This window comes from Ureibacillus sp. FSL K6-2830, from assembly GCF_038004145.1.
In the GTDB taxonomy this organism is placed as follows: Bacteria; Bacillota; Bacilli; order Bacillales_A; family Planococcaceae; genus Ureibacillus; species Ureibacillus thermosphaericus.
Genome location: NZ_JBBOQR010000001.1, coordinates 1,511,075 through 1,529,506 on the forward strand (window position 1 = coordinate 1,511,075; position 18,432 = coordinate 1,529,506).

The window sequence follows — 18,432 nt, forward strand, 5'->3', positions numbered from 1 at the left end:
TCTACTCCTCCTCCATTATACGGACTTTATTTCCATCATCGAGGAGGTTCTGTCCACTGATTACAACTTGTTCGTTTTCTTTAAGTTCTCCCACGACAGCCACCAAATCTGTACTGTATTTGAGAATTTCTACTTCTCTTTGTTCTGCTTTTCCTTCTGAAACGATGAATACAACGGTTTTTCCTTCTTTTTGTACAATCGCTTCAACAGGAATAAGAAGCGAGTTGGCTTGTTTAATTTCTTCCACAATGACGGAAGCAATCATGCCTGGTCGAATTTTTTGTTCTTTATTATCGATATTAATATCAACAGTAAATAGTCCAAATCCTGAACTCACTGAAGAAACATAGGCAACATTTCCTTTAAATGTTCCTTCTAAACCGGCAACTTTCACATCTAATACATCCCCGACTTCGAAGGAAGATAGTTGGTTAGCCGTAATTTTCACACTTAATTTCACTGAATCTTTTGCTACAATCGTTGCAAATGGGTTGGCATTAGAAGCCATTTCCCCTACTTCCCCATTGATTTCTGTAATTTCTCCTGCAATCGTCGCTTTAATCACTTTATCATCTAAACGATCCTTAGCAGCATCTACAGCAAGTTGAGCTTGATCTACTTGTATTTGTGCCTGTTCCACTGCAATTTCCGCATCTTTCATGGAAGTTTGCGCCAGCTCCACATTGATTTGAGCTTGCTCTACAGCTACTTCTTGCATTCTAATGCCTTCATTTTCCGTTGTTTTTTTCGATAGTTCTGCTTGGTCTAAAGCAATTTTTGCGCTTCTCTCCGCATTTTGAGCATTTTCATAATCTTGTAGAGAAATCAAACCAGCTTCATATAAAGCTTTCATTCTGTCTAAGTTTCTTTTAGCTTGTTCCCAAGAATTTCGAGCATTTTGAATTTGAAAATCTAAATTTTTTAAATTCTCTTTTGCTTGTTGTAAAGAAGCTTCAGCTGATTTTAGTGAGGCCTGTGCTTGTTTATAACTGTTTTCAGCTCTTACCTTGCCATTTTGTGCGCTTTTCAAACTAGCCTGTGCTTGCTCTAAGCTTTTTTGCTGCTGTTCCATCGCATTTCTTTCAGCTGTATCATCAAGCTGGGCTAGAATATCGCCCTGCTTTACTTTATCTCCTTTTTTTACATAAATTGCTTTAATTTCTCCAACAGCTTTCGGTAAAACTGCAACCTCATTTTCAGGTAAGATGGTGCCCGATAACTCATTATCATCTGTTAAAGCACCGAAAGTCACTGTCGCAACTTTTACTGGTATTTCTGTTTCAGGAACCTCTGTTTCTTCTGTCGAATTATTACAACCTACTAATAGGATGATAGATGTTAACAATAGAAGGGTCCCTATTATTCCTTTCTTAGTCATCTATTTAAAGCCTCCTTAGCAAAGGAAAAATCCAAAGCCCTGATTATCAATTTCTAACAATAACACCTTTATTCATTAACTCTACTTGTTTTGTGAGTAAATAATATTGGTATTTGGCGTTGTTATAGTTAAATTCCGCTTGTTTTATACTTGTATTGGCTGCATCAAATTCTTGTTTTGAAAGTAAGCCTAAATTGTAGTAAAGCTGTGTATCAGCATAATCAGTTTTTGCTTGTTCTAGATCTTTTTTCGCTTCATTTAACGCTTCATATTGTTTTTGTACTTGATGGAAGGTATTTTTTATAGCCTTTTCTAATTCTACTTGAAGAGCTTCAATTTGCAATTTAGCTACCTCAACATCATTTTCAAGCATTTTTTCTCTTTCTCTTGTACGATTTTCTTCATCATCAAAATCATCTAATGCTTTTTCTTTAATTCGTAAATTTGTTCTTGCATTCACCATGTCAAAGCTATTTTTAATAAGTTCTTCTGTTGATTTTTCCTGTTTTATTAACGCCAATTCCCCTAAGTCCGGTCTTATCAATTTAAAATCTTCATCATATGTAATGCCAATTGTAGTAGCAAATACCGCCTTATCATGTTTAAGTTGCTTTTCAAGTTCAGCAATTTGCGTTTCTAAATCAGATATGTCTCTTTCTGTTTTTTCATAGTCTTTTCTCGATACTAATCCTAGTTCATAACGTGTTTTCATCCCGTTTAATTGGCTTTGTTGTACTTCGAGTGTATATTTCATAAAATCAATTTGCTCTTCAGTTAAAAGCAAGCTAATAAAATCTAATATGATTGGTAGCTTTAATTGTTCACGCATTTGCACACGGTTATTAAACATTTGAGTTCGTTGAATATCTAAAGTATCAAGCATGTTTTTATACTGATTCACTTGGAAATAGAGGTTGCTTAAATTGCTTTTTAGCACATTCAATTGCTCTTTTACTAATTCTCTTTGCTGATATTTTTCATATTCATCCACGTATTTCATGGCATTTTCCAAAAAATTGATTAAATATCTTATTTGTGTTTTAACGATTACATTATCAGAGTCTGAAGGATCGATATCTGGTTCAAGGTCTTCCGGATTGATGTCTAATAATTCTTCTAAAGATCGCTTGAGATTAGTTACTTCTTTCGCTAAATCAACTGTCACAGTATCTTTTGAAGTAGATTCTAAATACTTATTTAACTCTTCTATTTTTCTCTGAGTACTCTCATAAGAACTTTCTGCAACATCGAGAAGATCCTCATACATATCTTCTTGTAATTTTAAGTTTTCAATAGTATACTCCAACTCAATTAAAGAATAGTTACTGTTTAATCCATATCGAATCGCTTCTTCCAACGTTAACTCTTGGACTTTCACTTTTTCGACAAAAGATTTTTCTTCCTCTTTTTTGTTTTTCGTTTTTGCAAATACATGATCAGGAGAATTTGGAGCAGCGGCGACGACTGCTGGTGTAATACTACTTGCCGCAAGAGCGGCAGCTATACCAATAGTCAAACTTTTCTTCACAGGAAAAACCTCACTTTCTAATCATTTATTTTCTATATAAGACATCCACCATCTTCCAAAACAACCGTTAAGCGATAATCCATTTTATTTCCCTCAAACCATTTTATACCGATGGTTCAATTTTTACAACATTATTGCAAAAACTCTACGAGACATTGATATTTCAATTTTAATTATTTTATACTTATAGTATAAAATGTTGTTTTTCTTGCGGAAAGGGTGGCGAAATGAACAAACGTAAAAGGCAAATTATTCAAGCAGCTCGCGAATTATTTATTAAAAAAGGTTTCAACAATACATCCATTATGGATATTATTGAAGCTGCTAATATTTCCAAAGGAACATTCTACAATCATTTCACTTCTAAAAATGAATGCTTAATCGCTATTTTAGAAGAATCAAGAGAAGAGTTAGTCAATGCTCGCTATCAAATAGCTTCAAATAAAGATACCTCTGATATCAATTTACTAATTAATCAAATTGCTATGGGCTTTCATTTAAGTAGAAAACAAAATTTTAATGAAATCTTTTCAACAACCTTTGACTCCAATGATAAGGATATAAAAGAGATTATTGAAAAACACATGGTCATTGAAATAGATTGGTTAGCAAATCGTTTTGTCGATATTTATGGAGAGAAAATCCGTCCTATCTCTTATGAGTGCGCCATCCATACTTTTGCTATCATCGTATTTTCATTGCATTTTATTCATATCGCAACTGGGGTTAAAGTTGCACCTGAATCGATTATCAAAACAGCACTCAATCGCGTCATTGCCATTATTCCAAACATATTAGAAACTGGTGATGTCGTATTTAATGAAGAAATCGTACAAGCTTTAAAAGTAAAAGTTAATTCAAAAAAAGTATCTAAAGACTTCATTGTCAAACAGCTTGAAGGATTTGTGAATCAATTAACTAAAAATGATTCCGAAAAAGGAGTAGAATTAGCCAATTATTTACTCGATGAATTGAAAAAGCCAGAAGAAAAATTATATGTTCTAGAAGCACTCATATCATCTTTTAATAGTGCATTTAATAACACATCACATCAAAAAGAGGCGAAAGAAATTTCAAATGCCATTTGGAATTATTTAAATTCAAAAAAACCAACTTCGTGCAATTAATGGATATAGGTAAATTTTCCCCTTAATTTAGTACGTTCCAATATAGAGGTAAGTTTCAAAAAAAAAGAGAAAGTCTTCAAAATTGGAAGACTTTCTTTTTACTTAAGCATATGAATTAGCAAGATAGAACATATAGTGCATTATAAGAATTAGGAAGGAGGCATTCTTCTGAGAATTCATGTCGTGCAACAAGGAGACACCATTTGGAAATTGGCAAGTATATATCACACAAGTATGAATGCCATTATCCAACTAAACCAACTTCCAAACCCCCGAGAATTACTCATAGGCCAAGCAATCGTGATTCCAGATACAACAACACCACACATCATTCAATTTGGAGAAACATTGTGGTCGATTGCAAGCAATTATGAAGTTTCCGTTCAAGCTATCCAACAAGCAAACCCTACCATCAATCCATATAATTTAATCCCCGGTACAACAATCTATATCCCTCCGCGCTTACACTTGGTTCAACTAGGAGAATCGATGTGGCAAATTGCAGCGTATTACGGAACAACGGCAGAATCCATTATTAAACAAAATGGTCTGCGTAATCCAGATAACATCTACCCAGGGATGGTGCTAATCATACCTAGACCGAAACCATCTATTGAAATCAACGCTTATTCATATCAACAAGATGAAGAAGGGGCAGAGTCTGTTAATGCAGTAGGTAATTTACTTACTTATTTCACACCTTTTTCTTATATGATTAAAGAGGATGGTACGTTAGAACCTTTTGCTGATGAATTAATGCTTAATGCTGCAAAATCTCAACAGGCTATACCGATGTTAGCCATCTCTAATTTTTCATCTACAAGCACTGGCTCGAACCTAGCCCATGTTGTTTTATCCAATCAAGAATTAAGGGAAAAATTAATCAACAGCTGCCTACAAGTAATGGAAGAAAAGGGTTACCGTGGATTGAATATCGATTTTGAGTATGTGCTTCCAGAAGATCGGGAGAATTATAATGAGTTTTTACAGCTGACAGTCAATCGCCTTCATGAAAGGGGATATTTCGTATCTACCGCGGTCGCACCAAAAACAAGCGATGAACAGGAAGGTTTACTATATACTGCCCATGACTATGAAGCTCATGGCCGTATAGTAGACTTTGTTATTCTAATGACTTATGAGTGGGGATGGAGGGGAGGTCCGCCACGAGCTATTTCTCCAATTAATCAAATAAGACGTGTAGTAGAGTATGCATTAACAGTTATACCTGCTCAAAAAATATTTTTAGGGTTTCAAATATATGCAAGAGATTGGAAAATTCCTCACGTAGAAGGGGCAATTGCCGAGACATTTAGTCCACAGGAAGCTATTCGCCGTGCAACCCGTTATAAATCTGAAATCTTTTATGACGAAAATGCTCAATCTCCATTTTTCAGATACGTGGATGAAAGTGGGCAAGCTCATGAAGTATGGTTTGAAGATGCAAGAAGCGCTCGAGCAAAATTTAATTTAGCGAAAGAATATAACTTACGGGGCATCAGCTATTGGGCTTTAGGTTATCCATTCCCACAAAACTGGGCATTATTAAACGATTATTTTGATATTATTAAATTGAATCGTTAACATACTTATTTGCAGTGCAAACGAAAAATGGATTGTTTGTGCTGCTATTTTTTATGGAGATTTAAGACATAAAGATTCAGTAGATTCAGTACAATTACAAAACTTCTAAACTGTTAACCTAAATTTTAGGAAATTTCATGAATTTTGTTTCTTTTTTTTGCGTAAAAAAATAAATAATCTTATAATTAAGTTAATACTTTAACCCTTGGTTTAGTTAACAATTGAATATTTCACCTATCGAACATCTTTTACTTCATTGTATTGGACTCTACCATTACTTTAAGAAGCAACAAAGATGTTTTTTGTTTATTCTTCGGTAAATGGAGGGATTGTACATGAAGAAAATAGCAATTATTTATTGTGAAGGCCAATTTGGTTCAATGGATGGAAAAACCGCTAATGGTCTGATTCGTGAGCCAGGATATTATGAAATAACCGCAGTAATTGATAGTACAAAGAGTGGTTTGGATTCTGGTGAATATTTAGATGGTGTCAAAAATGGAATCCCTTTATGTAAAAACCTCGAAGAAGCATTAACAATTTCCAAAGAAAAACCAACAGATTTTATCCTCGGAATTGCCCCTAGCGATGCCTTTTTAAAAGATGAAGAAAGAGCCGTCATTTTAGAAGCGATGAAGGCTGGCTTAAACATCATTAACCCACTGCAAGAATTTCTAACTGAAGATGATGAAATGATGAATAATGCAAAAAAATATAACGTAACCATTCGCGATATTCGAAAGCCAAAACCGAAAAAAGAGTGGCATTTATTTACTGGTGGAATTTTAAAAATCAATACACCGATTATTGCAGTACTCGGTACAGATGGTGCTTGCGGAAAACGTACAACTGCGAAAGTGCTTGAAAAAGGTTTCAGAAACCGCGGATTCAATCCAATCTTTATTGCCACTGGACAAACAGGTTTAATTCAGGGTGCAGAGTATGGTTTTGCAATGGATGCTTTCCCGCTTCAATATTTAATTGGAGAATTGGAGGGGGAAATATTGCGTGCCCACAAAAATGAAAACCCTGACATTATCATTGTGGAAGGGCAAGGTGCGCTGAGCCACCCAGCCTATGCTAGCTCATGCGGTATTTTAAGAGGTGCAAGACCACAAGCAGTCATCTTGCAACATCCGCCAAAACGAAAAGTGTTAGGAGATTTTCCATTTATGCCAATGCCGGATGTTCAAGAAGAAATTAACTTAATTGAACATTATGGAAATACAAAAGTAATTGCTATTACATTAAATCACGAAAATATGACAGATGAGGAAATCGATCAAACAATTGTAGAATACGAAAATAAGTATCATTTACCTGTTAGCGATGTGTTGAAAAAAGGTGATGAAAAAATCATCAATGCAATCATTGACTTCTTCCCATCCTTAAAAAATAAGGATAAGGTCGTGAGTTCACTATGAAACTAAAACCCGTTCCTCGAATTGAAATCAATCTTGATAAAATTCAACACAACGTAATCGTTCTAAAACAATTATGCGAAGCAAAGGGGGTGGAAGTGACAGGGGTAGTCAAAGGCGTTTGTGCAGATTTGCAAATTGTCAATGCCTTTGTCCAAGCAGGGATTACGAGACTGGCCGTTTCAAAAACCATTCATTTAGAAAAGTTAAAAAAGGCGAAAATCAACGCAACCCTGATGATGCTTCGGACCCCTGGGATGTCGGAAGTTCCGAGTGTCGTCAAATATGCGGACATCAGCATGAACACTGAACTTACCATCATTCGTGCATTATCAGAAGAAGCTATTAAACAAGGAAAAATCCATAAAATTATGATTATGGTAGAAATGGGTGACCTTCGTGAAGGTGTCATGCCAAAAGATCTACCAGCATTTATTAATGAGGTAATAAAACTCCGAGGTATCGAAATTGTTGGTTTGGCAACAAATTTTGCTTGTTTTGGTGGCGTCATACCGACAGAAGACAAGATGCGAGAGTTCTCTTCTCTTGTTCAGCAAATTAGGCAACAATTCTCTTTACAACTCCCTATCGTATCAGGCGGAAACTCTGCAAATATTAAATGGCTAACGGAAACGAAAAATATTGGTGTAATCAATGATGTTCGTCTTGGTGAATCGATTCTATTAGGAAGAGAGACGACTAAAGGCCAAGTCATACCGAAACTTTATCAAGATACATTTAAATTTGTTGCAGAAGTAATAGAGGCGAAACAAAAACCTTCTGTCCCCTATGGTAATCGTGGCAAAAACGGCTTTGGTGAATCAATTGAATTCCATGAACAAGGTTGGATTAACCATATTCTCGTTGGAGTAGGAAGGCAAGATGTATCTGTTTCGGGCTTAACACCAACAATGCCTGTGAAAATTCTTGGTTCAACCAGCGACCACATTGTGTTAGATGGAAAAAAAATACTTTTCAAACCTGGCGACGAGATAACTTTTATCCCCAACTATGGAGCGTTACTTTCCATTATGACCTCTCCATACATTCATAAAACTTATATTGAATTTAAAGGAAGTAAACATGAGAAACAAAACAATGTATACAGTATTTATAAACAAAAAATTATACCACGTCATTAGTTGACTTTTGGGATGCTACTTATTCACGAAGCATCCCAAATATATTGCCCCAAATGTTTATGCATCAATATAACCTCTCAATAAAACTTATTCTTTTCCTTCCTCCAATTAATGCTTTTCAATGTGATAAAAAAATCGCATCTTGCCATATTAAGATTAACTATCAAGAAAGGAGATCTAATATGGGAAGAGATAATAAACAAGGCCAAACCAATAATGCAAGTTCTTTGCCGCAAACACCAAAACAAGAAAAAATCTCTGCTAGAGCCGCGCAAGAAGAGTTTTCTCGTGAACTATCCCAATTAGAACAGTTAGTGTTGGAAAGAAAAAGAAACAAAAAAAATAAATAACATTGTATGGTGGAATTCACATCATAAAGCAAGGGAATTGCTTTTATCTATGTGAATTCCACTTTTTTTTAGAAAGTTGCTTAAATGGTTATACTATTGAAAAAATCTATAAGGTGTATTGAATGAAAAGAAACAAGCAAATTTTTATATTGAGTTTATTGGTTGCAATCTTAAACATATTTGATGGTATAGCCACACATTATGGTTTAATGAATAATTTCATAAAAGAAATAAATCCTCTGATGAGATTCTTTTTTGAAGCAAATCCATATTTATTTCTAGGAATTAAATTCAGTCTTTCCGTATTCATATTTATTGTTTCTAATCTTGTTATTTTAAGATGCATAAAATCATTTCAACGGTTCTATCTTTATGCTTTAACAGGTATTTCAATCTTATATTCTGGACTTTTTTTCGTACATCTATATTGGTTATGGATGAGTAATTATAGTTTCTAGAATGCATCAAACTTCTCATTCCAAACTTCTCTTAAAGTCTCACGAAATAGCTTATCTAACTGGACAGTTGGATTATTCTTTTCTCCATACAGATTTTTTATATAGTCCTGCAATGAATACAATTCATGTTCGATATAATCATTGAATATTGGAATAGGCCGAATGGTTTCCCGTTTGTCGAAAACTTTAGATTTCACCAACTGCTCAATCTCATTTCTCAATTTACCATCAACCTTCATTTGTGAAAGCAAATGCTGAAAATGTATCGGTGGGATTTCATTGAACTGTTCAATCCATTTACAAGCGAACAATGAGCGCAAAGCGTATAAATAGCTTTTTACCTTCACATTCTCTCCTTGGAGAGATGCATAATTTTGTTTGGCAATTTGTATGTAATGTGAAAGCATCGATTTCGGATTAAAAACCTCATCCTCCAATAAGCGCAACTTAGAAATAAAGCTATATGGTTGTAAATAAATGGGGCTACTTCTCATCCATTCTAAAATAGAAGGATTACATTTTCGGAATAACCTTAAAGCTTTTGTAACTTCCCAACCGCTTATATCAAGATGATCGTGAATCGGTAACTCGATGACATCTCGTTTTTTTCCAATTCCTTGGGGATCGATTGTAAGATACCAGTCTACTGGATGGATATAAATAAAGCGAACATCGTAATCACTTTCTTTTGAGGCAATTCCCCATGCTCTACTACCAGATTCAACAGCAAATAATACTTTTACATGATGACTGCGTTCAATTTGTTTCAGTTGATTGACAATGACTTCATACATTACATTACAGCTCCTCAAAAAATAAGGGACTAAAAAGATTAGTCCCCGCAATTTCTCAATGATTGGCCTGCCCATACTTCCGAAAGTCTACTTTTTAGGTCTAAACGTTTTACAGCAAGTTTCTTCTGATGATTTAGCCCTTTCCTCAATCTCTCGGAAGTCTACTTCTGAAGCAAACTCTGACGACTTATCTTTGGAATCTGAATCCGTATCAATTAAAATTTTCTCCGCACCACAGATATTTCCTTTTCTGTGGAAATAGCAATTGGAGACGGTACAGTTTACTTCTACATTCGGCATAGCAATCCTCCTCATTGAGATAAAATGAGAAACAGCATTACTATTTCTCAAATTGTATTTTGCTCATTTTTTCAACCATTTATTTTGAAAAAAAATAACTAAGAAGTAAATAATTGAAGCGCATTATTTGTTTAAAGGGTGCAAAAAAAAAGTGTCTAGAAAGTCTAAACTTTCCAGACACTCTTATATAATCAACCTTTGCTCCTTGAGGTAGTTGAAACAAGTATCCTCGTCGCAAAGTGCCGTTTCAAAATGGCTTTTTCAGACGGCCAATTCTAAGTTTATACTTGGGATGTTATGGCAGATTAATTCGTTAATAATTTTTCTAAATCATCTAACATCAAGTTTGCTGAAATTACACCGCCGGCAGTGTTCCAAATTGCATCGCTCACTTCAAAAGCATTACCGTTTTTAACGGCATTTAGATTTTGCCATAGAGGATCACTTATCCATTCCTTTGCTGTATTTAATGCCTCTTGATCTCCCTTTGGAGCATAAGTGAAGTAGAATAGGTAATCTGCATCCATTTTCGGAATAACTTCTTTTCCTACTTCAACAGCTAAATTGCTAAGTTTATTATCTGAAGTAAACAACTCTTCCTGATGAGCAGCACGCTTGAAACCTAATTCATTGAAAATAACCCCTGAGAATGAATCCGTGTAATAAATACGGGATTTTCCAGCCATAAAGCGAACAACAGAAATTTCTTTGTTCACTTTGTCACCAAGTTTTTCTTTCACGTCGGCAACGTGTTGATCGTAATGACCTAATACCTCATTTCCTTTTTCTTCGAGATTTAGCGCTTTAGCATATAACTTAAAGTTTTCTTTCCAATCACCACGTAAGGTTTCAGAAAAAACAGTAGGTGCAATGGCATTTAATTGATCATAAATTTTTTCTTGGCGAAGCTTGTTCCCGATAATTAAATCAGGTTTTAACGAAGCAATTTTCTCCACATTTACTTCACTCTCAGTCCCAACAACTTCGACGCCTTCCATATCCTTGCTAATATGTTCATACCAAGGATCACCAAGCCAAGATTGAACCGCACCAACTGGCTTTACTCCTCCTTAACTAATTGTAGATAATAATCAATTTCAAAAAGCTAATCCTATACACCTCTGTCAATATACAATTGAAAATAAGAGGTAGTTATTTCCCATGGTTAATGCATTAACAGAGAAAGAATTACAGATATTGAAAAATATAGATTAAATCCCGAATTGATGCATACTTTCAATGTTTATCAATTAATGGATTGGAGTTAAAGGAGAATCATCAACAAGCCATTGATGACTTTCACTACATCATTTTTGAAGCAGATGGGTCATTATTTGGTTATCATCATAAAGAAAATCCACTGCGAAAATATTATGGTAAGAAAACATTTATAGATAATGGAGCAGAGCTCAGAATTAGAAAAACATGTTGTTACAACTATCTCCTTGATAGTATGAAGCAATGCAAAACATGTCCTTGCATTTCTAGAAAGATGGAAACAAAATCATTAAAAAAACATTTTATAGAATAATCGATTATACGCTTTACAATTGAAGTAAAGCGTTTTTTTATGGTAATACTTTCACTTAAAAAAAGCTATGGAAAAGTATCCATAGCTTATAAATACTCAATAATTCAAATGGTCAGTCTTAATGCCATGCTGTTCTTTCACTGATTGGTTGTTGTATACGCCCTTTTTCCTTTTGGGAGGTTGTTTCAATTGCCATATCAGAAGCAAATTCTGTTGATTTTTGATTAGGGGATTGGTGAAATCGAAGCTTATTTTTGCGTTGGAACTCGCCTTTATGTTTATTATCCTCAATCGACATAACCATCCTCCTTATTGAGCAAATTGAACAAATCTAATTTGTTCATTATTAAATTGTCCTAAATTCTTCTTTTTATGTAACAATCCTTTTTCATATTAATTCAACGGGAATTCGATTACTGATTACCATACATTGTTCACTTACACTTGTTTCGTAAGCTAAAATTTGCACTCCTTGTTTTGAAGCTTGGCGTAACGCATTTGAAAAGGACGGGTCTGTTTCATGATTAGGTACAAAAAGGCGGCAACCCTCCATTTGAATAATAAATAATATGATTCCTTTATAACCTTCCTCCACCGCTTTCATTAGTTCTAAAACATGTTTTGTCCCTCTAGAAGTGGGTGCATCAGGAAACACTGCTACTCCATCTTTCTCTAACGTTACGCCCTTAACTTCAATAAACCCTCTTTCTTCTTGCGTTTCAAAGTATAAATCAAATCGGGAATCTCCATATTTCACTTCTTTTTTTAATTTTTGGACGGTTCCAATTTCAGCAATTTTCCCATCTAATATCGCTTCATAAGCAACAGTATTTGGTGCCTGGGAATCGATATTTACCCACCGTTCGCCTTTTTTCACAGCAATGAGCGAATATTTTGTTTTCCGTTTCGAATCATTACTTTCTTCTAGTAACACTTCTACATTTTGTATCAACAATTCCTTTAAGCGACCAGTGTTTTTAACATGGACTTTTTCTTTTTGACCATCGATATAAACTTCAGCAACAAAGCGGTTCAATCGTTGATAAAAGATTCCCCTAACCATATTGATGTATCTCATTTATTTCACATCCATATCCTGTTTTTTTGCAAGTAATAAAAAACATACCAGATTCCCTTTATGGAGATCTGGTATGTTAAGATGCTTCATGATTGAATTGTTTCTAATTCTTTCTCTATATTTTCTTTTCCTAAACCTAAAATTTCATCAGTAGAAGCTTGTATTTCTTTGAATAGATCTGGGTTGTCTAGTAATTTTTGACCATAGGATGGGATCATTTCTTTAATTTTTCCTTCCCATTTTTTCATTTCTTCTGGGAAGCAGCGATTAATTACATCAAGCATTACTTTTACTGCTGTAGAAGCGCCTGGAGAAGCTCCTAATAATGCAGCGACAGAGCCGTCAGATGAAGTAATGACTTCTGTACCGAATTGCAATGTACCTTTACCGCCAGTTTCAGTATCTTTAATTACTTGTACGCGTTGTCCAGCAATAATAATTTCCCAATCTTCAGCTTTTGCATTAGGAATAAATTCACGTAATTCTTCAATGCGTTGTTCTTTCGTTAACATAAGTTGTCCAATTAAGTATTTTGTTAACGGCACGTTTTTCGCACCGCAAGCAAGCAAAGTAAATAAGTTATTCGCTTTGATGGAAGCAAATAAATCCATGTAAGAACCAGTTTTCAAGAACTTAGGTGAGAATCCTGCAAATGGTCCGAACAATAAAGATTTTTCACCATCGATATAACGAGTATCTAAGTGCGGCACAGACATTGGAGGTGCTCCAACTTTTGCTTTACCATATACTTTTGCATGGTGTTTTTTAACGATTTCAGGGTTTTTACATACTAAGAATAAACCACTTACTGGGAACCCACCAATGTGCTTACTTTCTGGAATTCCTGTATCTTGAAGTAAATGTAAGCTTCCGCCACCTGCACCAATAAATACAAAATCAGCAGAAACGTATTTCATTTTAATGCTGTCTAAATCGTGGACTTTTAATTCCCAACGGCCGTCTTTTGTGCGTTTAATGCCTTCAACCATATGTTTGTAATGTACTTCAACACCTTGATTTTGTAAGTGTTTCACTAAAATGCGCGTTAATTCACCAAAGTTTACGTCCGTACCTGAATCAATTTTTGTAGCTGCGATTGGTTCTGTAATAGCGCGGTCTTCCATCATTAATGGAATCCACTCTTTTAATTTTTCCGGATCGTCAGTGAATTCCATACCTTCAAATAGATGCAATTTTGACAGTGCTTCAAAACGCTTTTTCAAGAAGGAAACATTATTTTCACCTGTAACGAAACTCAAGTGTGGTAACGGCATTATAAAATCTTGCGGATTCTGAATTAAATTATTTTTTACAAGGTAAGCCCAAAACTGCTTAGAAACTTGGAATTGTTCATTTACATTAATTGCTTTGGAAATGTCAATGGAGCCATCTGGTTTTTCAACTGTGTAGTTAAGCTCACATAGCGCGGCATGTCCTGTACCCGCATTGTTCCATTCATTTGAACTTTCTTCGCCAGGCTTATCAAGTTTTTCGTAAATCGTAATATTCCAATCTGGAGCAAGCTCTTTTAGTAACGTCCCTAAAGTTGCACTCATAATACCGGCGCCGATTAGAACGACATTTTTCTTAGTTTGACTACTACTCATTTTATAACCATCCTTATCTCCCCTATTTTTTCCATAAAGATGTAGCTATTTTTTGTCAACATCTTTTTGTACATTTTGACCTTATAATAGTATAACACTTTTAATTTGAGATTTAAATATTATATCTATGCTCTGATAGCAAGTTAAAATGTACATTTATGGAAAAGATTTTTTTGATACATTCATGTGTATAAAAGGTATCATTACTTTCTTTTCTATATTGATTTATATTATTTACCGTATTTGGTGAAATTATTTTCGAATGCATGATGAATAAAAAATGCAATATTTGGATTCATTACAATTATATTGATATAACATTTTAAGCAGAAAACAAATGATAAATGCTAGCAAGTTTTTTATTTAAACAACTGTGACATGCTTCGTAATCATTTCTATAATGTTACCATAGAGAATATCTTATTTATTTTTCAGTATTTCAACAAAATGTTTTAAAATTCTCGCCGTTAAACCCCAAATGGTATACTGCTCATAGTCATAAAACCATTCTTCCATTTCTCTTGTTCTCCATTGATAATCCTTACCATTAATAATTTTTTCATAAGGAAAATCTGATGGCGGAATGATCTTTATTTTTACTAAATGAGAATATGGCTCATAATTGAGAAGCCACTTTATTGGAATCGTAAAGATTTCTTCTACTTCTTCTTTATTATAAGAAGATTGAATAACTTGATTATCAATTGTTGCAACATATGGGTAAATGACAAAGGAAGGGGAAGTTATTAACGGACTTAGTTCACCTATTATTTTAATTGTATTAGGATGAATTCCCAATTCTTCATGGGTTTCCCTCAAAGCTGCTTCTAATGGAGATGCATCTGAATCTTCGACACGGCCTCCTGGAAAACTAATATCTCCTGGCTGTTTTCTTAATGTGAATGAACGCACTTCAAAAAGAATATGCCATTCTCCTTCTATTTGAATGATGGGAATCAACACTGCAGAACGAAAAGCTGTTTCTTCACCAATAAATGTCATTTGCTGTGTATTTAACTTTCTCTTCAACTGTTCCAAAAACACTAAACTCCACTCTCCCTTCTATGAAACCTTTGTACTCTATCCTAACATAAACATTCATTATAGATAGGAGTTTGTTTCTTGTATTACCCATTCGCATCTTCTAAAATAAATATATAGTGAATAATGGAAAAGTTTAGTTTGTTCGTCACTTCAATTCATTTTCCATTTTTATGTATATATATGTAGTCTAAAATATAGACTAATGTTTGAAATGTTTAATATATTCCATTTGACAAAAAAAGATATGTATATAATAATTAATTCTAGCTAATAATTATTATCAAAAAGTTTTTATATTAAAAATAAGATTTTTGGAGGTAATGAATATGTCATTAATCGGAAAACAAGTACAACCATTTACTGCTCAAGCTTACAAAAATGGTGAATTCATCACAGTAACTGAAGAAGATTTCAAAGGTCATTGGTCTGTAGTTTGCTTCTACCCTGCTGACTTCACATTCGTATGCCCAACTGAATTAGAAGATCTTCAAGAACAATATCCAAAACTTCAAGAATTAGGCGTTGAAGTATTCTCAGTTTCAACTGACACTCACTTCACTCACAAAGCATGGCACGATACTTCAGAAACAATTGGAAAAATCACTTACGCTATGATTGGTGACCCAACTCACGTTCTTTCTAAACAATTTGAAGTGTTAAGAGAAAACGAAGGTCTTGCTGATCGCGGTACGTTCATTATCGATCCAGATGGTGTAATTCAAGCTGTTGAAATCAACGCTGAAGGTATTGGCCGTGACGCAAGTGCTTTAATCGACAAGATTAGAGCTGCTCAATACGTACGTAACAATCCTGGTGAAGTTTGCCCAGCAAAATGGAAAGAAACTGGTAAAACACTTAAGCCAAGCCTTGACCTTGTTGGTAAAATTTAAGGAGACGATTCAACATGGCATTAGATGCAGAAATAAAATCTCAACTAAGTCAGTATTTACAGCTGCTTGAAAACGATATCGTTTTAAAAGTAAGTGCTGGTTCTGACGAGGTATCTGAAGAGATGCTAGCTTTAGTTGATGAGCTAGCATCCATGACACCAAAAATTAAAGTAGAAAAAACAGAACTAAAAAGAACACCAAGCTTTAGCGTAAACCGTGTTGGCGAAGACACTGGTATCACTTTTGCCGGTGTTCCATTAGGACATGAATTCACTTCATTAGTATTGGCATTATTGCAAGTAAGCGGTCGTCCTCCAAAAGTGGATGAAAAAATCATCAATCAAATTAAATCCATCAAAGAAGAGTACAACTTCGAAACATATGTCAGCTTAACTTGCCACAATTGCCCTGAAGTTGTGCAAGCACTTAACATCATGAGTGTGTTAAATCCTAACATTACACATACAATGATTGATGGTGCTGCATACAAAGAAGAAGTGGAAAGCAAAGACATTTTAGCTGTGCCAACAGTTTTCTTAAACGGTGAACCGTTTGCTAGCGGCCGCATGACGATTGAAGAGATTCTTGGAAAGCTCGGTAAAGGCTCAGATGTGGAAGAATTGTCCAATAAAGATCCGTTTGATGTATTAGTAATCGGCGGTGGGCCTGCGGGAGCGAGTGCAGCAATTTATGCAGCCCGCAAAGGCATTCGCACTGGCATTGTAGCAGAACGCTTTGGAGGACAAATTCTAGATACATTAACAATTGAAAACTTCATTAGCGTAAAAGAAACAGAAGGGCCAAAATTAGCAAAAGCTCTTGAAGAACACGTGAAAGAATATCCAGTTGACATTATGAATCTCCAACGTGTAAAACACCTTGAAAAGAATGGCGACCTAATTGAAGTAGAACTTGAAAACGGCGCCGTTCTAAAAAGTAAAACAGTGATTATTGCAACAGGTGCACGTTGGCGCAACATCAATGTCCCTGGAGAACAAGAATTCAAAAATAAAGGTGTTGCATACTGCCCTCACTGCGACGGACCATTATTCGCAGGAAAAGACGTTGCGGTAATTGGTGGAGGCAACTCCGGTGTGGAAGCAGCCATTGACCTCGCTGGTATCGTTAACCATGTGACAGTACTTGAATTCAATGACCATCTAAAAGCAGACGAAATTTTACAAAATCGCCTTCATAGCTTACCAAATGTTACGGTTATCACAAATGCGGCTACAAAAGAAATCACTGGTACAGACAAAGTAAATGGTCTTACATATGTAGACCGCGCTACCGGCGAAGAAAAACACATTGAATTAGCTGGTGTATTCGTTCAAATTGGTCTTGTTCCAAATACAGATTGGCTAGAAGGCACACTTGAACGCAATAAAATTGGCGAAATCATTGTAGATAAAAAAGGTGCTACTTCAATCCCTGGTGTATTTGCAGCAGGGGACTGCACAGATGGTCCATACAACCAAATCATCATCTCCATGGGATCTGGCGCAATTGCTGCATTAAGCGCATTCGACTATCTTATTAGAAATTAATATTACAATAAAGCAGTCCTATTTTGGACTGCTTTTTATTTTCACTTGCGATTTTTATTCAATATTTAGTTACTTTCTGTAATGATGTTAAAAAAAATAACTTATTTTGTTTTTATAATCGACTTTTTGATAAAATACTTAATTAGAGAGGTGTTGTAATTGGAACAGCCAGCGATTTGCCCAAAATTTGAAAAAGCAATATCCATCTTAAGTCAGAGATGGACTGCATTAGTGATATATCAATTACTTTCTGGACCAAGACGTTTTAGTGAAATACAGTCAACTATCGGTATTAGTGGAAAGGTTTTATCTGACCGCTTAAAAGAATTAGAACAAATGGAGATTATTAATCGAAAAGTGATCCCTTCTACTCCCGTCGTGATCGAGTATTCATTGACGGAAAAAGGTCGTTCGATGGAACCCATATTGAAATCAATTGAAGAATGGTCTCAACAATGGATTTCCGTTGAATCTGTTGAATTATAAGAAGCCAAGGGGGCGTCTGAAAAGTCATTTCAAGACGCCCCCTTTGCGGCTGTCGCACATGCTTTCGCCGCAGATAAATTGCGGCTGTCGCACATGCTTAGCCGCAGATAAATTGCGACGAGGAGGCGCGTTTGATGTGACCACCGCAGGAGCAAAATTTTTAAGAG

General features: G+C 35.0%; 18 protein-coding genes and 1 pseudogene. 10 read left to right on the forward strand and 9 right to left on the reverse strand.

Annotated elements, in window-relative coordinates:
* Nucleotide 1: 1 nt before the first annotated feature.
* Both NSU17_RS07475 and NSU17_RS07480 read right to left on the reverse strand, forming a co-directional pair.
* Nucleotides 2-1,378 (reverse strand): efflux RND transporter periplasmic adaptor subunit, encoded by a 1,377-nt coding sequence (locus NSU17_RS07475; protein ID WP_016838506.1) that lies wholly within the window; start codon nt 1,376-1,378, stop codon nt 2-4.
* A gap of 46 nt (nt 1,379-1,424) precedes the next feature.
* Nucleotides 1,425-2,906 (reverse strand): TolC family protein, encoded by a 1,482-nt coding sequence (locus tag NSU17_RS07480; RefSeq protein ID WP_168412254.1) that lies wholly within the window; start codon nt 2,904-2,906, stop codon nt 1,425-1,427.
* 227 nt (nt 2,907-3,133) lie between these two features.
* Between NSU17_RS07480 and NSU17_RS07485 the strand changes: the two genes are divergently transcribed.
* The 6 genes from NSU17_RS07485 to NSU17_RS15925 all read left to right on the forward strand — a co-directional run bounded on the left by NSU17_RS07485 (nt 3,134) and on the right by NSU17_RS15925 (nt 8,988).
* Nucleotides 3,134-4,033, forward strand: coding sequence for a TetR/AcrR family transcriptional regulator (locus NSU17_RS07485; protein ID WP_340704699.1), 900 nt, complete (start codon nt 3,134-3,136; stop codon nt 4,031-4,033).
* Between the two features lie 168 nt (nt 4,034-4,201).
* On the forward strand, nt 4,202-5,617 hold the full coding sequence (locus NSU17_RS07490; protein WP_340705491.1) for a LysM peptidoglycan-binding domain-containing protein: 1,416 nt from the start codon (nt 4,202-4,204) through the stop codon (nt 5,615-5,617).
* A 335-nt stretch (nt 5,618-5,952) separates the two neighbouring features.
* Complete coding sequence (locus tag NSU17_RS07495) at nt 5,953-7,041, forward strand: DUF1611 domain-containing protein (protein WP_340704700.1); 1,089 nt, start codon at nt 5,953-5,955, stop codon at nt 7,039-7,041.
* A complete protein-coding gene (locus tag NSU17_RS07500; RefSeq protein ID WP_340704701.1) occupies nt 7,038-8,180 on the forward strand; it encodes an alanine/ornithine racemase family PLP-dependent enzyme in 1,143 nt (380 codons plus the stop codon). The genes NSU17_RS07495 and NSU17_RS07500 overlap by 4 nt, the downstream gene beginning before the upstream one ends.
* Before the next feature lie 182 nt (nt 8,181-8,362).
* On the forward strand, nt 8,363-8,530 hold the full coding sequence (locus NSU17_RS07505; protein WP_016838500.1) for a YfhD family protein: 168 nt from the start codon (nt 8,363-8,365) through the stop codon (nt 8,528-8,530).
* Between the two features lie 122 nt (nt 8,531-8,652).
* On the forward strand, nt 8,653-8,988 hold the full coding sequence (locus NSU17_RS15925) for a DUF5658 family protein (protein ID WP_445684045.1): 336 nt from the start codon (nt 8,653-8,655) through the stop codon (nt 8,986-8,988).
* Here NSU17_RS15925 and NSU17_RS07510 read toward each other — a convergent pair.
* The 3 genes and pseudogenes from NSU17_RS07510 to NSU17_RS07520 all read right to left on the reverse strand — a co-directional run.
* Nucleotides 8,985-9,782 carry a nucleotidyltransferase domain-containing protein gene (locus tag NSU17_RS07510; protein ID WP_016838498.1) on the reverse strand — a complete coding sequence of 266 codons (798 nt, stop codon included), beginning with the start codon at nt 9,780-9,782 and terminating at the stop codon, nt 8,985-8,987. The two genes, NSU17_RS15925 and NSU17_RS07510, sit on opposite strands and share 4 nt — an antisense overlap.
* 87 nt (nt 9,783-9,869) lie before the next feature.
* Entirely contained in the window at nt 9,870-10,082 is a 213-nt protein-coding gene (locus NSU17_RS07515; protein WP_016838497.1) for a DUF1540 domain-containing protein, read from the reverse strand.
* A gap of 305 nt (nt 10,083-10,387) precedes the next feature.
* Nucleotides 10,388-11,149 (reverse strand): annotated as a pseudogene (locus NSU17_RS07520) (ABC transporter substrate-binding protein); the annotation flags it as partial.
* 191 nt (nt 11,150-11,340) lie between these two features.
* Here NSU17_RS07520 and NSU17_RS15930 point away from each other — a divergent pair.
* A complete protein-coding gene (locus NSU17_RS15930; protein ID WP_445684072.1) occupies nt 11,341-11,613 on the forward strand; it encodes a (2Fe-2S)-binding protein in 273 nt (90 codons plus the stop codon).
* Nucleotides 11,614-11,731: 118 nt separating this feature from the next.
* Here the strand turns inward: NSU17_RS15930 and NSU17_RS07525 are convergent, their stop codons facing one another.
* The 4 genes from NSU17_RS07525 to NSU17_RS07540 form a co-directional block, all read right to left on the reverse strand.
* Nucleotides 11,732-11,911: a hypothetical protein gene (locus NSU17_RS07525; protein WP_208651205.1), complete on the reverse strand. Its 180-nt coding sequence runs from the start codon at nt 11,909-11,911 to the stop codon at nt 11,732-11,734.
* A 90-nt stretch (nt 11,912-12,001) separates the two neighbouring features.
* Nucleotides 12,002-12,691, reverse strand: coding sequence for a DNA/RNA nuclease SfsA (gene sfsA / locus NSU17_RS07530; protein ID WP_340704702.1), 690 nt, complete (start codon nt 12,689-12,691; stop codon nt 12,002-12,004).
* Between the two features lie 86 nt (nt 12,692-12,777).
* The gene (locus NSU17_RS07535) at nt 12,778-14,298 is read right to left on the reverse strand and encodes a malate:quinone oxidoreductase (RefSeq protein ID WP_096550026.1); all 1,521 of its coding nucleotides are present in this window, start codon (nt 14,296-14,298) and stop codon (nt 12,778-12,780) included.
* Nucleotides 14,299-14,718: 420 nt separating this feature from the next.
* A complete protein-coding gene (locus tag NSU17_RS07540) occupies nt 14,719-15,342 on the reverse strand; it encodes an NUDIX hydrolase (protein ID WP_340704703.1) in 624 nt (207 codons plus the stop codon).
* Between the two features lie 326 nt (nt 15,343-15,668).
* On the opposite strand from NSU17_RS07540, the gene ahpC reads away from it, so the two are divergent.
* The 3 genes from ahpC (at nt 15,669) to NSU17_RS07555 (ending at nt 18,265) form a co-directional block, all read left to right on the forward strand.
* The gene (gene ahpC / locus NSU17_RS07545) at nt 15,669-16,232 is read left to right on the forward strand and encodes an alkyl hydroperoxide reductase subunit C (protein WP_016838485.1); all 564 of its coding nucleotides are present in this window, start codon (nt 15,669-15,671) and stop codon (nt 16,230-16,232) included.
* Between the two features lie 14 nt (nt 16,233-16,246).
* Nucleotides 16,247-17,779 carry an alkyl hydroperoxide reductase subunit F gene (gene ahpF, locus NSU17_RS07550; protein ID WP_340704704.1) on the forward strand — a complete coding sequence of 511 codons (1,533 nt, stop codon included), beginning with the start codon at nt 16,247-16,249 and terminating at the stop codon, nt 17,777-17,779.
* A gap of 159 nt (nt 17,780-17,938) precedes the next feature.
* Nucleotides 17,939-18,265: a winged helix-turn-helix transcriptional regulator gene (locus NSU17_RS07555; RefSeq protein WP_096550023.1), complete on the forward strand. Its 327-nt coding sequence runs from the start codon at nt 17,939-17,941 to the stop codon at nt 18,263-18,265.
* The last annotated feature ends 167 nt before the right edge of the window (nt 18,266-18,432 follow it).